The organism is Streptomyces sp. NPDC091972, from assembly GCF_044756385.1.
Taxonomy (GTDB): Bacteria; Actinomycetota; Actinomycetes; order Streptomycetales; family Streptomycetaceae; genus Streptomyces.
On sequence record NZ_JBIVSV010000009.1, the window covers coordinates 83,870 to 97,627 of the forward strand.

The window sequence follows — 13,758 nt, forward strand, 5'->3', positions numbered from 1 at the left end:
ATGACGCACACGGGTGGCGGTGGCCCGCGACCACGCGGCAGGCGGTGGCGGGAGGGAGCGGTCACGGCGGCGGCGTTCGCGATCTGTCTGTTCGGGGGAGTCGTGCAGGAAGACGGCAGCACGCTGTCACCGCCGTCCGCCGCCGCCTATCTCGTCGCCGTGGTGTCCTGTGCCGTGCTTCCGGTACGGCACCGGGCGCCCCGCACGGCCATGGCGGTCACCACCGGGAGCGCCGTACTGGGGCCGTTCCTCGGCCTGCTGCTCAGCCCCCTCATCGCGGCCCCCGCCGTGATCACCGCCTACTCCTACTCGCTCACCGCGCGCACCGAACGGCGCGCGGTGACCGCGGTGGCGCTCATCTCCGCGGCGCTGCTGGCCGCCTCGACCCCCTTGTTCGGGGCCCTGTCGTGGCGGGACGCGAGCAGGGTGGGTGCGGTGGCGGCGTTCCCTCTGGTGGCCGGCGTACTGGGGCGCTCGGTGCAGAACCGGCGGGCCTACCTGGCGGCCATGGAGGAGCGGGCCCTGCGGGCGGAGCAGAGCCGGGACAGCGAGGCGCGTCGCAGGGTGGCCGAGGAACGGGTGCGCATCGCCCGGGAACTGCACGACCTGGTGGCCCATCAGATCACCCTGGCCAACGCGCAGGCCACGGTCGCCGCCCACCTCTTCGACACCCGCCCGGAGCAGACCCGCAAGAGCCTCCACGAACTCGTCGCGACCACCAGCGACGCCCTCGACGACCTGCGGGCCACCGTCGGGCTGCTCCGCCAGTCCGGGGACACGGCCGCGCCCGCCGAACCGGCGCCCGGGCTGTCCCGGCTGCCCACCCTCCTGGAATCCTTCCGCCGTGCGGGTCTGGAGGTGTCGGTCGGTGAGGAGGGCACGGCCAGGCCGCTGCCGCCGGGTGCGGACCTCACCGCCTACCGCATCCTCCAGGAGGCCCTGACCAACGTGACCAAGCATGCAGGGACCGGCACCGCGCGGGTGGGCCTCGTCTGGAGCCATGACTGGCTGACGATCACCGTCGCCGACGACGGAGGAGGCGCCCGCACGACGGGGGCGGCGTCCACTGCGGCTGCCGGCCGGACCGGGTCCACGGTGGCCGACCGGTCGCCCGGCTACGGTCTGATCGGGATGCGGGAACGCGCCACCGCGGTCGGGGGACACCTCTCCGCGGGCAGGCGCCCGGAAGGCGGCTTCCTCGTCTCCGCCCGGCTGCCCCTCCCGCCCGCCAAGGACACCCCGCCCACGGAAGAAGCGGCAACGGCCGTCCAGGGGCGGACGCCCCACGAGGTCAGCGACGACGGAAGGACGGAGGAGGCGCGGTGACGCTCAGGGTGCTGCTCGCCGACGACCAGGCGCTGCTGCGCAGCGCCTTCCGGATGCTTCTCGACTCCGCCGACGACATCACCGTGGTCGGTGAGGCCGCCGACGGACGGGAGGCGGTGCGGCTCACCCGGGAACTGCGCCCGGACGTGGTGGTCATGGACATCCGCATGCCCGAGGTGGACGGCCTCACCGCCACGTCACAGATCTGCGCGGACCCCGAACTGCGGGCCAGCCGCATCCTGATCCTGACCACGTACGAGACCGACGAGTACGTCGCCCAAGCCCTTCGCGCCGGGGCCGGCGGCTTCATCGGCAAGGGCATCGGCGCCGAGGACCTGCTCACCGCCGTACGGACGATCGCCGACGGCGACACCCTGCTGTCGCCCGCAGCGACCCGCTCCCTGGTCGCCCGCTTCCTCGCCACACCCGAGGACGTCCCCTCGCACCACCCGGAACGGCTCGCCGTGCTCACCCCGCGCGAACGCGAGATGGTGGCCCTGGTCGCGACCGGCCTGTCCAACCAGGAGATCGCCGAGCGGATGTTCCTCAGCCCCTTCACCGTCCGCGCCCACGTGCAGCGCGCCATGACGAAACTCGACGCCCGTGACCGGGCCCAACTCGTCGTCATCGCCTACCGCACGGGCCTGGTCCAGGCCGCTCCCGGCGGCGGCACCGACCACCGGCCGTAGTACCGCACGCTGCCTGACCGGGCTGGATCGCGTGACCCCGCGAGCAGGTGCTCAGGTCAGGTTCAGGCCACCGTCGAGCACGATCACCTCGCCGGTCAGATAGCCGCTGCCGATCACCGACGCCACCAGGTCGGCCACGTCGGCGGGCCGGGCCGGGCGGCGCATCGGCGCGCGGTCCCGCCACAGTTCGTGCGCCTGCGCCCAGTCCTTCGTCATCGGCGTGTCAACGAGGCCGGGGGCCACCGCGTTCACCCGGACATCGGGCCCGAGCGCGGCCGCGAGCAGCCGGGTCACGTGGTTCAGCGCCGCCTTGCTCGCCGCGTACGGCACCGAGGACCCCTTGGGCCGTACGCCGGCGTGGCTGGTGATGTTGACGATGCAGCCGCCTCCCGGGGACCGCCGCAGCGCCGGGAGGGCCGCCGTGCACAGCACCCAGGGCGCGATGAGGTTGACCTCCAGCAGCCGCCGCCAGTCCTCCGCGGTGGCCGCGGCGAGGTCCGCGTGCGGGATCGGCCAGCTGATGCCCGCGTTGTTCACCAGCACGTCCAGCCGCCCGAAGTGGTCCAGTGCCCTTCCGACCAGTTCCCGGGCCTCCTCCTCGACGCCGAGATCCGCCTGGAGATAGTGGCCGCCGAGCTCCTCCGCCAGCGCCCGTCCGGCCTCCGCGCTGCGCCGCGAGTGCACGACGACCCGGGTCCCGTCCGCCGCGAGCCGCCGTGCGACGGCCTCGCCGATCCCCGACGTGGACCCGGTGACCAGGGCGACGGGCCGGTCTCCCGCTTCGATGTTCATGACAGTGGATCGTGTCACGACCCGCCCGTGGACCGTCCTGGGGTCAGGCCGACCGTCCGCGTCCCCAGGCGGCCAGCGGCTGGAGCGCGTCGTTGAGGCGTTCGCCGTCCTCGGTCAGCGAGTACTCGACGCGGGGCGGCACCTCGTCGTAGGAGACGCGGTGCACCACGCCGTCCGACTCCAGCTCGCGCAGATGGGAGGCGAGCACCTTCTCGGTGATCCCCGGAAGCAGCCGGCGCAGCTCGCCGAAGCGGCGGCAAGGTTGCTCGTGCAGCGCCCAGAGGATCAGCACCTTCCACTTGCCGCCGATCACCTCCATCGCGGTGTCGATCCCGCAGATGTGTCCGTCCGGCGCACCGGGCCGGTTCAGCGTCGCCATGCCCCACCCCTCCGACCTGCTCGCTCACCCCGGGGTAACCACCCACTCCGAAGTGCGTACTTGATCACCCACCCGGCTGTGACCAGCCTGATCGGCATGACACAGAACACCCTCGAGAAGACCTCCGCCTCCCTGCTGGGCCTCGGCGCGATGGGCACCGCACTGGCCCGTGCCTGGCTGGCCGCCGGCCATCCCCTCACCGTCTGGAACCGAACTCCGGCCCGCAGCACGCCACTTGCCGACGAGGGCGCGAAGGTCGCGGACAGCGCCGCCGAAGCCGTCGCCGCGAACTCCCTGGTCGTCGTCTGTCTGTTGGACGACGCCTCGGTCGAGGAGGCGCTGGCCGGTACCGACCTGGCCGGCCGGGACCTGGTCAATCTCACCACGGGCACCCCCGCCCAGGCCCGCGCCCGCGCGGCGTGGGCCGAGGAGCGCGGCGCCCGCTACCTGGACGGCGGGATCATGGCCGTCCCGCCGATGATCGGAGTCCCGGAGGCGGGCGGCTACGTCCTCTACAGCGGCTCCCAGGACCTGTTCGACCGGCACCGGGAGACGCTGGGGGTGCCGGCCGGCACCGTGTACGTCGGCCGGGACGCGGGCTTCGCGGCGCTGCACGACGTGGCCCTGCTCAGCGCCATGTACGGCATGTTCGCCGGAGCCGCACACGCCTTCGCCCTGATCCGCAAGGAGGACATCGACCCCGCGTCCTTCGCCCCGCTGCTGGCCGACTGGCTCGCCGCGATGACCCCGGCCGTGCACCGGACCGCCGACCAGCTCCGGAGCGGCGACTACACCCAGGGTGTCGTCTCCAGCCTCGCCATGCAGGTGGCCGGGACGCCGACCTTCCTGAGCACCGCCGAGCAGCAGGGCGTCAGCCCGGAACTCCTCAGCCCCTACTTCGCGTTGATGCGCCGTCGGCTGGCCGAGGGCAGCGGGGAGGAGGACCTGACGGGTGTGATCGACCTGCTGATCCGCTGACGGCCGCCGACCGCCCGGGCCGTCCGGCCGTGCGGGTGCACCCCGGCTCCCGCGCGGCCGGCGCCGCGTCACGGCTTGATGCCCACCCCGGCCCACGCGCTGACCTCGGCGTCGGTGAGCTCCGGGCCCGTGCCCTGGGGGTCGTCGGGGCGCCAGCGGTGGGTCAGGGAGATGCCGGGCTCGAGCAGGTCGAGCCCTTTGAAGAAGCGGGCGACCTCCGTCTGGCTGCGGACCTGGGCCCGGGTGCCGGCGGCGGCGTAGATGCCGACGAGCTTCTCCCACAGCTCCGGGGCGAAGTCGCCCGTGCAGTGGCTCACGGCCAGCGCGCTGCCCGACGGCAGGGCGTCCATGAGGCGGGAGACGATGCCGTACGGGTCCCAGTCGTCCGGCACGAAGTGCAGGATGGCGTTGAGAGACAGGGCCACGGGCCGGTCCAGGTCGAGGGTCCTGGCCAGTTCGGGGGAGCTGAGGATCGCCTCGGGGTCGGTGAAGTCGCCCTGGACGTACGCCGTGCGGCCCTCGGGCGTGTTGCGCATCAGGCGCTCGGCGTACTTGAGCACCAGGGGGTCGTTGTCGGCGTAGACCACCCGGGCCTCGGGCGCCACGGACTGCGCGACCTGGTGCAGGTTCGGCTCGGTGGGGATGCCGGTGCCGATGTCCAGCCACTGGCGGACGCCGTACTCCCGCGCCAGGACCCGGGTGGCCCGGTGCATGAAGGAGCGGATCTCACGGGCGCACGTGAAGATGCCGGGGTAGGTGGACGCGACGGTCTCGGCCGCCTGCTTGTCGACGTCGAAGTGGTCCTTGCCGCCGAGGTAGTAGTCGTACATGCGGGCGGAGTGCGGCCGGCTGGTGTCGATCTCCCGCGCGGCGTGGGAGTTGGTCATCCTGTCCCTTTCAGGTGGTGTGCGTGGGGGTGTCGGGCAGGTCGCTGCCGGGGCAGGTCCGGCTCGGGTCGTGGTTCAGCCGGCCGTGAGGTGGTCGGCGAGACCCCGCTTGACGCCCGCAACGAACGCGGCGATCTCCTGCGGGGTGTAGATCAGCGCGGGCCCGGCCGGGTCGGTCGACTGCCGCAGCGCCACCCGGCCGTCGGCCAGGAGCTTGGTCTGCACGCACTGGCCGCCGTTGGGTCCGCTCCACGGGGACTCCCAGCCCTGCTCGCCGAGTTCGGCGGCCGGCATCCCGTTGTAGACGTGACAGTCGGTGCTGGTCATGAGTACTCCTTGCGCATGCGGTTCAGGAGTGTCTTGCTGTCCGCGTCCGAGGTCAGCAGGGACATGCGGTTGTGCGCCTCCAGGTGCGCCGCCACGTCGGAGCGCTGGTCCAGGTACATCGCGCCGGAGAGGACCTCGGTGTAGACGATGTCCGGCAGCTCCGGCTCCTCGAAGCGGAAGTAGGTGAACGGGGCGCACGCGCCCACGTGGGCGCCTGCCGTGAACGGCACGACGTCGACGCTGACGTGCTCCAGCTCCGAGACCTCCAGGAGCCGTTCGATCTGCTCCCGCATGACCTCGGGGCCGCCGACCACCCGGTGCAGTACGGCCTCTTCCATCACCACCCACAGCGTGGGCGCGTCGGGTCTCTCCAGCAGGCTCTGGCGGCGCAGCCGCAGGTCCACCCGCCGGGAGAGGTCCTCGTCGGCCTCGTGGGGGAAACCGCCGCGCAGGACTCCGCGGGCGTAGGCGTGGGTCTGCAACAGCCCCGTGACGTAGTGGGGTTCGTAGGTGCGCAAGGTCCTGGCGCCGGCCTCCAGGCTGACGTAGGCGCTGAACCAGTTCGGCAGGACGTCCCGGTAGGTGTGCCACCAGCCGGGCTCGTTGGCCCGCTCGGCGAGGACGACGAACTCGTCGATCTCCTGCCGGTCGGCCCCGTAGGTCTCCAGCAGCTTCTCCACATAGAGCGGCTTGAGGGCGACCTCGGCCTTCTCCAGGCGGCGGATGGTCAGGGACGTCACCCGGAGCGCCTTGGCGGCGTCCTCCAGCGAGGCCCCCGCGCCCTGCCGGCGCTCCTGCAACCGCCGGCCCAGGATCATGCGCAGCACGGTGGGGGCACTGGTGCCACCGGTGCCCGTACGGCCTTCGCTCACGTCCTGACCTCCTGAGGGGCTGTCACCGCCACGAGTCTGACAGCGACTTGCTGACGCGACCAGTTGGATATCGGCTTTCTGAAATTATCAGGGAGCTGGTTGCAGGTTGAACTTGGGTGCGAGCATAGTTACTTGTGTGAACCGTGCCGCCGAACGCGCGCACAGTGACGTCAACCGCCCCTATCCTCGGGCAGGTTGGCAAGCCCTTGCCCCCGAAGCGTCTCGCCCGGCCGCGCCGCCGCCCCCACGGAAGGCCAACACCGTGTCCCCCCACACGACCTCGTCCCCTCAGTTGTTAGACGCCGTGGACCAGGAACGAACCCACTGGATCGAACTCCCCGCGCACCGCTCCAGCGTCGGGGTCGCCCGCCGCTCCGTCGGAAACCGGCTCAAGTCCTGGAGCCTGCCGGGCGAACTGCGCTCGGACGCCGTCCTGCTGCTGTCCGAACTGGCCACCAACGCCGTGTGCCACACCCTCAGCGCCCGCATCCTGTGCGGCATCGGACTGGTCACCGACGGCATCCTGCGGCTGGAGGTGCACGACCACGACCGTTCGGGTCCCACACTCCGCCGCTGCCGGGCGGGCCTCGACGACGAGGGCGGACGCGGACTGTTCCTGGTGGAGGAACTCGCCGACACCTGGGGGGTGGACCGGTCGAGACTCACCGGCGGCAACGCCGTCTGGGCGAACCTGATGGCCTGAACTAGTCCTTGTACGGAGTGAGTTCGGCGAGCAGAAGGGTCCGGTCGTCCGCGCCGGCCGGATCGGAGGGGGCGTGCAGCAGCCGCCGGCACAGGGAGGGGAGCGGATCGTGGTCGACGGCCGCCGTGTCGAGGGCCTGGGCGAGACGGGCGATCTCGTGGTCTATGTCGGCGTCCCGGGACTCGACCAGGCCGTCGCTGTAGAGCACGAGCAGCGCCGGGTCGTCGATGTGCAGCACGGTCGGCTCGTAGGTGCCCGCGGCGAGGCCGAGCGGCAGGCCCGCACCGGCCAGCGTCACCGGAGCGGTGCGCCCGTCCGGCCCGCGCAGCAGCGGGGGCGGATGTCCGGCGCCCACCAGGGTGCAGGTGCGGTGCCGGGGGTCCCACTCGGCGTAGATGCAGGTCGCGAAGGAGGCGCCCGGGGTGTCGCTGGCGAGCGCGTCGAGCCGTCGTACGAGATCGGCCGCCGGGATGTCGAGGCCGGCCAGCGTGCGGACGGCGGTACGCAGCTGGATCATCGCCACGGCGGACTCCGGGCCGTGCCCCATGGCGTCCCCGACGATCAGGCTGACCCGGTCGTCCGGCCGTCTCAGCACGTCGAACCAGTCACCGCCGATGATCGAGCCCTGTCCGGCGGGCAGCGAGCCGTGGGCGATGCGGCAGCCCGCGCCCTCCTGGATCGTGCCCGGCAGCAGGCTGTTGCGGATGGCCAGGGCGGTGCGCCGCTCGTGCTCGTAGCGGCGTGCGTTGTCCAGGGCGACCGAGGCCCGCGCGGCCAGCGACTCCACCGCCGCGACCTCGGCGGTCAGGAACGGCCCGCGGTCCGGTCCGCGGGAGCAGGCCACGAAGCCGATCGCCCCGCCCCGCAGCCGCAGCGGCACCACGAGGAAGGAGCGGGTCTTGAGGAGTTCGCCGATGCGCGCGTCCTCGTCGGCGGAGGCGGCGAGCCGCTCGGCGGTGTGGTCGTCGACCGCGTCCAGCAACTGGGCGTGCCCGTCGACCAGCGCGCGGGCGTACGGCGTCTCGCGGGGAAAGACGAGCACCTCGCCGACCGGCAGGGTGCGTTCCCACGACTCGGGCGCGTCCGTGCCCACGCGCAGGGCCAGCCGGCGCGCCTCGACCTGGGCGGGGTCCCCGCCGGCGTACGTGGTCTCCTCGCGGCGCCACCGCTCCAGCAGGTACAGCGACGCCGCGTCGCAGAAGCCGGGCGTCAGCGCGTGCACGACATGGCTGCCGGTCAGTCCCAGGTCGAGCTCGGAGCCGATGACGTCGGCGGCGGGGGAGAAGACCGAGCGGCGGGGCTGGGGCATGACGGTGGGGGTGTCGTCGGAGCGGCTGTGCGGTTTGTTCCGCAGGGTCGTGATGCCTTTCCGGGTGGGGGTCCGGGCGCCCGGCGCGATGGATCGCCGAAGCTCGCAGGGCAACTATATGATGGAGCGTCAAGTAGCTTGGTGGGAAGGGACGTTCTGGTGACCGACAGGGATGCTCTGCCGCCCGGGACCGATCCGGACAAGGCGAGCGTAGCCCGGATGTACGACGCCCTGCTGGGCGGGGAGCACAACTTCGCCATCGACCGGGAGGCGGTCGCGGCCGTCACGGCCATCGACCCCCAGGTGCGGGCGCTGGCCCGGGCCAACCGCGCCTTCCTCGGCCGGGCCGTCCGGTTCCTGGCCGATGCCGGGGTGCGCCAGTTCATCGACCTGGGCTCGGGGATCCCGACGCAGGGCAACGTCCACGAGGTGGCCCAGTCCGCGCATCCGGAGTCCCGGGTGGTCTACGTCGACAAGGACCCGGTGGCCGTCGCCCACAGCACCACCCTGCTCGCCGACAACCCGCGCGCCGACATCGTCGACGCCGACATCCGGCGGCCGGCCGACGTCCTGTCCGCACCGCAGGTGCGCAAGCTGATCGACTTCGACCAGCCGGTCGCCGTGCTCATGGTCGCGATCCTGCACTTCGTCACACCCGAGGAGAACCCGGCCGGCATCGTCGCCGCCTTCCGCGACGCCCTGCCCGAGGGAAGCTGGCTGGCCCTGTCCCACGCCACCAACCAGCACCGCCCCGACACGGCCGCCGCGGTCACCCAGCTCTACCGCTCCCGGGCCACCTCACCCGTCACGGCCCGCACCCACGACGAGATCCAGGCTCTGTTCGCCGGGTTCGACCTGGCGGAACCCGGCCTGGTCCACGTCCCGTTGTGGCGCCCGGACGAGGGTGAGGACGTCCCGGAGAACCCGTCGGAGTACTGGGTGTACGCGGGCGTCGGCCGCAAGAGCGGCTGACGGGGGCACTGACGGCACGGCAGCGTCCCGACGGCACGTTCAGCGGACGTCCCCGATCGTCGCGGGGTCGACGGCGACGAAGCTGACCGGACGGTCGCGCTCACGTCCACCCCGGTGGGCGCAATCCAGCATGTACCGGCGGGTGTTGATCTCGCCCGCGTCCAGTCGGCTGCCGCCGTTGTCCGTGATGAAGCGGTCGAGCAGGACCAGGCGTTTGCCGGTGCCGCCTGCGGCCGCACATTGTTCACACTCTTGAACATTGCTCACGTGGGTGTACAGCCATGCCACCGCTGTGTCACGCTCGGTCAACTCCCTTGCCTTGTAATCGAGTTGGAGGCGCGAGCATGACTGTTTCCCGCCGTACCGTGTTGGCCACGGCGACCGGAGTCGCGGTGACCGGCGGCGCCGCGGCCCCTGCCGTGGCCGCACCGAACCTGCGCATCCTCCGCGAGGCCGCCGACTACGCCGTCGAGAAGCTCCGCACGGTCGCGCCGACCGTGACCGCCTTCCCCGTCGGGACGAAGTTCGAGAAGTGGACCTACTCGCAGAACGGCGACTGGGTCGGCGGGTTCTGGCCCGGCACCCTGTGGATGGCATGGCTGTACAGCAAGGACGACGACTTCCGCACCCTGGCTCTGGCCTCCGCGCGGAAGCTGGCCCCGCGCCGCTTCGACACCGGCACCCACGACCTCGGTTTCCTCTTCTACCCGTCCTGGGTCACCGCCTGGCGGCTGACCGGGGACGACAGCTGGCGCGCGGGCGCCGTGGAGGCGGCCGACTCCCTCATCCGGCGCTACAACCCGCGCGGGCGCTTCCTGCGCGCCTGGGGTGCGCTGGACGATCCGAACAACGCGGGCCGCGTCATCATCGACACGATGATGAACCTCGACCTGCTGGCCTTCGCGAGCCGCGAGACGGGCGAGTCCACGTACCTGGACATCGCCGTGGAGCACGCGAGGACCGCCCGCCGGGTCTTCCCGCGCCCCGACGGCTCGACCCCGCACGTCTACGACTTCGACCCGGACAGCGGTGCCCCCGTAGGCCCGGCCACGGTCCAGGGCTACAGCCCCACCTCCTGCTGGTCGCGCGGCCAGGCCTGGGGCGTCTACGGCTTCACCACCATGTACCGGCGCACCGGCGACCCGCAGTTCCTGGACACCGCCCGCAGACTCGCCGACTTCGCGGTGCGGGCGCTCGGCCCGGACCACGTCCCGGTGTGGGACTACCGGGCGCCGCAGCAGCCGTACGACATCAAGGACGCGTCGGCCGGCGCCATCCTGGCCTGCGGTCTGCTCGACCTGGCCGCGGCCAGTGGCAGGAGCGCGTACCGGACCGTGGCGCTACGGCTGCTCACCGCGCTGGCGGAGACCTGCCTGACCAGGAACTCGGCCCGGGCGGACGCGGTCGTCGCCCGCTGCACCCGTAACCGGCCCGCCGAGGACGGCATCGAGATCTCGCTGCCGTACGCCGACTACTACCTGCTCGAGGGCATCCTGCGGGTACTGCTGCCGCAGGACGTCGACCGGGCGATCGACCTGTCCATGCTGCCCACGACCCCCTGACGGCGGCCCTCACCCCGCGATGGAGTCGAGCTGTTCCGCCGCCGGACGCAGCGCCCACAGGTCACCACCCGGCGGCGCCTCCAGCGACGGAACGGCCCTCCGCGCCTGCGCGTCCCCCGCGTCCGCGGCCGCGTGCACGACGTCGGTCGCCGCGTACCGGTGGAACTCCAGCTCCGGATGCGGCCACGCGGCCGCCCCGGTCGCGGCGGGCAGCAGGTAGTCCACGGCCTTGAACACGCTCTGCCCGTCCGGCCCCTGCCAGGCCCACAGATCGACACCGACGTGTCGCCCGATGGCGGCGAGCCTGGTGTAGGCGACCAGGTCGAAGGTGGAGTAGTGCCAGCTCCGGGTGCGGGTCAGCTCCTGGGGCTGGCTGCCGTCGGCCGCGATCTGCGGTGCGATGCGCCTGCTCCGGGCGTCCAGGACCGTGCGGCGAGCCAGGGCCCGGTCACCGGTCGCGTGGGCCAGGCCGGCGAGCAACAGGTCGTAGAAGGTGCCGTGGTTGTTGGTGGCGGCGCTTTCCTGCTTGCCGAAGTCGCTGTCCACGAGCCAGTCGAGGAAGGCGCTGTTCCAGCGTGCCATGCCGGTGCGGTCCTTCCCGGTCCATCCCGGAGCGCCGGTGTCCAGCAGGGCGAGCGCGTCCAGGACGCTGGTGTACGACTGGGAGAAGTCGATGATGCCGATGGCCCGGCCGTCGTACTTGCACGGGATGAACTGCGCGTGGTCCAGGTTGGGGTTCATGCGCGTGGCCGGGTCGAGGAACCATGTGCGCAGCACCTGCCCGGCCTTGCGCGCGTACCGCTGCTCGCCGGTGTAGTACCAGGCGAGGGAGAGGTCGTAGGCGGAGTCGAAGGTCTTCTCGACGTCCTGGCGGTCCGTGCCGGAGTCGACCTCGGGGTTGCGCTCGCCGTCCCGCTGGACGTACGGGCAGCCCCACGGGTTGTCGGCGGTGGGGCTCCGGGAGGGCCACCAGTACGGGGCCTGGCTGAGGTAGTCGTGGACGTCGCCGCCGGGAGCAGGGCGCGGCTTGTCGACGACGGTCCAGGGGCCCTGGTCCAGCCACTTGTCGGCGCGGGCCGTCAACGTCCGCACAGCATCTCGGAGTTGCCGGTCACCGCGATCGAGCCGGGCTTTTGTCTGCTGCATCCGGATGCCGTCCAGGACGGTGGTGTGCGGGGGCGCGGTCCGTGCCGACGCAGGGGCGCTGAGCCCGGTGGCGAACGCGGCGAGAAACGCGGCGAGAACGGTCAACAGGACGAGGGGCCGGCGGCGGCGCGCGCTCATCGGTCCACTCCGTTCAGCCGGCGCTGGGCCTCGTACAGGTTCCGTGGGCGCACCGCGCCCGGACTGCCGTACAGCTCCAGGCGCGTGTGCAGGTCGCCGGTGAAGTCCGGGACGTCGGTCTGGTCGAACTCCCTGACCTCGTCGATCCCGACGGTCGCGGAGTACGGCGCCAGCCCGTCGATCCGCACCAGCCCCGCACGGCCGTTGGTGACGCGGATGTTCCAGTGGGTGAACCGGGCGCCGAACAGGGGCCCCGCACTGGCGTCTCCGCCGTGGCGGCCGTTGTTGTCGACGGTGATGTCGGTGCGGACGTTGGCGAAGGGCAGGCCGCGGTGGCTGTCGAAGGTGCCCATCCGCATGTCGCCGCGCGACCAGACGTTGTACGACGACAGTCCCTCGACGTTGATGCCGTGCAGTTGGGTGCCCGCGGGCGCGGGGCTGGTGCGCTCCTCGATCGTGAAGTCCTCGACGAGGTTGTCGTGCGAGCCCTCGCGGCAGAAGTAGGGGTGGTGGGAGCCGCGGCCCGCCACGCGGGTGCGGCGCAGGGTGCACGCGGACGCGGCCACCAGGCCGAAGCCGTTGTCGACATGACGGACCGTCACGTCGTCCACCCAGCAGTCGTAGGCGCACTGGAGCACGACGCCGTTGTGGCCCCGGTCGAGCAGGTGCGGCTGCTGCGGGACGTCGGGCGCCTCCAGGGTCAGGCCCTCGACGCCCGAACCGGTCAACTCCTGGACGTGTGTGGTCAGTTGCGGGGACCACTCGGGGCGCAGGTCGAGCGGGAGGGGGCGTTCCAGGGTGACCTTCCGGCCGTGGACGCGGGTGACGCGGACGGGCCACTCGTAGGGCACGTACGACGTCAGCTTCGTCTTGTCGTCCCAGAAGTAGGCCTCGGGCCCGGGACCGCCGCCGCACATGTGCTCCAGGAGGGTGTGGTCCGCGTCGTCCGAGAGGCGGAGGAGGACCAGGGAGCCGGGACGCAGCGAGGAGGCGTCGGCGACCGTCACCGTCCAGGCGCCCTGCCGTGCGGGGGCGACCGCGGTGAGCGGCCGCCACTCGTCGCGCCGGTTGCCCGTCCACCCCTCGAACGGCCACGCCCTGGTCCGGATCGCTGCGACGAGCGACTCCCAACGGGCCCGGGGCGCAAGCCAGATGAGGCCGCCGGCCCAGGACCACGACGACTTGTCCCCGCCGTAGCGCGAGCCGTACGGCCCGATGAGCTCGGTGAGGTTCCTGGGCGCGTACAAGGTCGTACGACCGCTGCCGGCGCCCTTGAGGACGACGTTCGAGTGGTCCACGCGGATCACGTCGTCGATGCGGAACGTGCCCGGCGGGATGGTGACCGTGCCGCCGCCGGCCCTTCCGGCAGCGGCGACGGCACGGTTGATCGCGGGGGCGGAGTCGGTCGTCCCGTCCGCCACGGCTCCGAAGTCGCGTACGTCGGCGACGACTCGGCGGCGTGGCAGGCGTGCCGCTCCGCTGTGGCAGCCGGCGCGGCCGACGTACGGGATCTGCGGATGGGTGAAGGGGGTGCGGCGGAACTCCCGCCACAGCGGTGCCGCCTCGACCGCCGATGCCGGGCCGGCGCCCACTGCGACGGCGACGGCGCCTCCCAGCAGGGAGCGTCTACTCATGCGCATGACATTCGGGTCCTTCATGGCGGATCACCCTTCCCGTG

The 13,758-nt window shown here is 72.2% G+C and carries 15 protein-coding genes; 6 read left to right on the forward strand and 9 right to left on the reverse strand.

Annotated elements, in window-relative coordinates:
* Together ACIQJT_RS25790 and ACIQJT_RS25795 are read left to right on the forward strand one after the other, a co-directional pair.
* Window positions 1-1,326 (forward strand): histidine kinase, encoded by a 1,326-nt coding sequence (locus tag ACIQJT_RS25790; protein ID WP_365460685.1) that lies wholly within the window; start codon window positions 1-3, stop codon window positions 1,324-1,326.
* Window positions 1,323-2,015: a response regulator gene (locus ACIQJT_RS25795; RefSeq protein ID WP_402647204.1), complete on the forward strand. Its 693-nt coding sequence runs from the start codon at window positions 1,323-1,325 to the stop codon at window positions 2,013-2,015. Before ACIQJT_RS25790 ends, ACIQJT_RS25795 begins: the two co-directional genes overlap by 4 nt.
* A gap of 51 nt (window positions 2,016-2,066) precedes the next feature.
* Here ACIQJT_RS25795 and ACIQJT_RS25800 read toward each other — a convergent pair whose 3' ends face one another.
* Both ACIQJT_RS25800 and ACIQJT_RS25805 read right to left on the reverse strand, forming a co-directional pair.
* Window positions 2,067-2,807, reverse strand: coding sequence for an SDR family NAD(P)-dependent oxidoreductase (locus tag ACIQJT_RS25800; RefSeq protein WP_402647207.1), 741 nt, complete (start codon window positions 2,805-2,807; stop codon window positions 2,067-2,069).
* Between the two features lie 43 nt (window positions 2,808-2,850).
* Window positions 2,851-3,186, reverse strand: a complete 336-nt coding sequence (locus tag ACIQJT_RS25805; RefSeq protein ID WP_402647211.1) for a winged helix-turn-helix transcriptional regulator — start codon at window positions 3,184-3,186, stop codon at window positions 2,851-2,853.
* Between the two features lie 96 nt (window positions 3,187-3,282).
* On the opposite strand from ACIQJT_RS25805, the gene ACIQJT_RS25810 reads away from it, so the two are divergent.
* Entirely contained in the window at window positions 3,283-4,164 is an 882-nt protein-coding gene (locus ACIQJT_RS25810; RefSeq protein WP_402647214.1) for an NAD(P)-dependent oxidoreductase, read from the forward strand.
* Between the two features lie 68 nt (window positions 4,165-4,232).
* Here the strand turns inward: ACIQJT_RS25810 and ACIQJT_RS25815 are convergent, their stop codons facing one another.
* The 3 genes from ACIQJT_RS25815 to ACIQJT_RS25825 all read right to left on the reverse strand — a co-directional run bounded on the left by ACIQJT_RS25815 (window position 4,233) and on the right by ACIQJT_RS25825 (window position 6,250).
* Window positions 4,233-5,051 carry an SAM-dependent methyltransferase gene (locus ACIQJT_RS25815; RefSeq protein WP_402647217.1) on the reverse strand — a complete coding sequence of 273 codons (819 nt, stop codon included), beginning with the start codon at window positions 5,049-5,051 and terminating at the stop codon, window positions 4,233-4,235.
* A gap of 75 nt (window positions 5,052-5,126) precedes the next feature.
* Window positions 5,127-5,378: a DUF397 domain-containing protein gene (locus ACIQJT_RS25820; protein WP_020138266.1), complete on the reverse strand. Its 252-nt coding sequence runs from the start codon at window positions 5,376-5,378 to the stop codon at window positions 5,127-5,129.
* Window positions 5,375-6,250, reverse strand: a complete 876-nt coding sequence (locus ACIQJT_RS25825) for a helix-turn-helix transcriptional regulator (protein WP_365460697.1) — start codon at window positions 6,248-6,250, stop codon at window positions 5,375-5,377. Before ACIQJT_RS25825 ends, ACIQJT_RS25820 begins: the two co-directional genes overlap by 4 nt.
* Window positions 6,251-6,554: 304 nt before the next feature.
* Between ACIQJT_RS25825 and ACIQJT_RS25830 the strand changes: the two genes are divergently transcribed.
* Window positions 6,555-6,953 (forward strand): ATP-binding protein, encoded by a 399-nt coding sequence (locus tag ACIQJT_RS25830; RefSeq protein ID WP_053848787.1) that lies wholly within the window; start codon window positions 6,555-6,557, stop codon window positions 6,951-6,953.
* A gap of 1 nt (window position 6,954) precedes the next feature.
* Here the strand turns inward: ACIQJT_RS25830 and ACIQJT_RS25835 are convergent, their stop codons facing one another.
* Window positions 6,955-8,262 carry a PP2C family protein-serine/threonine phosphatase gene (locus ACIQJT_RS25835; protein WP_402647219.1) on the reverse strand — a complete coding sequence of 436 codons (1,308 nt, stop codon included), beginning with the start codon at window positions 8,260-8,262 and terminating at the stop codon, window positions 6,955-6,957.
* A gap of 159 nt (window positions 8,263-8,421) precedes the next feature.
* Between ACIQJT_RS25835 and ACIQJT_RS25840 the strand changes: the two genes are divergently transcribed.
* The gene (locus ACIQJT_RS25840; protein WP_365460701.1) at window positions 8,422-9,234 is read left to right on the forward strand and encodes an SAM-dependent methyltransferase; all 813 of its coding nucleotides are present in this window, start codon (window positions 8,422-8,424) and stop codon (window positions 9,232-9,234) included.
* Between the two features lie 39 nt (window positions 9,235-9,273).
* Here ACIQJT_RS25840 and ACIQJT_RS25845 read toward each other — a convergent pair whose 3' ends face one another.
* Window positions 9,274-9,543 (reverse strand): hypothetical protein, encoded by a 270-nt coding sequence (locus ACIQJT_RS25845; protein WP_402647223.1) that lies wholly within the window; start codon window positions 9,541-9,543, stop codon window positions 9,274-9,276.
* Window positions 9,544-9,578: 35 nt separating this feature from the next.
* Here ACIQJT_RS25845 and ACIQJT_RS25850 point away from each other — a divergent pair, with 35 nt between their 5' ends.
* Window positions 9,579-10,796, forward strand: coding sequence for a glycoside hydrolase family 88 protein (locus tag ACIQJT_RS25850; RefSeq protein WP_402647226.1), 1,218 nt, complete (start codon window positions 9,579-9,581; stop codon window positions 10,794-10,796).
* A 9-nt stretch (window positions 10,797-10,805) separates the two neighbouring features.
* On the opposite strand, the gene ACIQJT_RS25855 is transcribed toward ACIQJT_RS25850, so the two are convergent.
* On the reverse strand, window positions 10,806-12,080 hold the full coding sequence (locus ACIQJT_RS25855; RefSeq protein ID WP_402647229.1) for an alginate lyase family protein: 1,275 nt from the start codon (window positions 12,078-12,080) through the stop codon (window positions 10,806-10,808).
* Window positions 12,077-13,720 (reverse strand): glycosyl hydrolase family 28-related protein, encoded by a 1,644-nt coding sequence (locus tag ACIQJT_RS25860; protein WP_402647231.1) that lies wholly within the window; start codon window positions 13,718-13,720, stop codon window positions 12,077-12,079. The genes ACIQJT_RS25855 and ACIQJT_RS25860 overlap by 4 nt, the downstream gene beginning before the upstream one ends.
* Window positions 13,721-13,758: the final 38 nt, after the last annotated feature.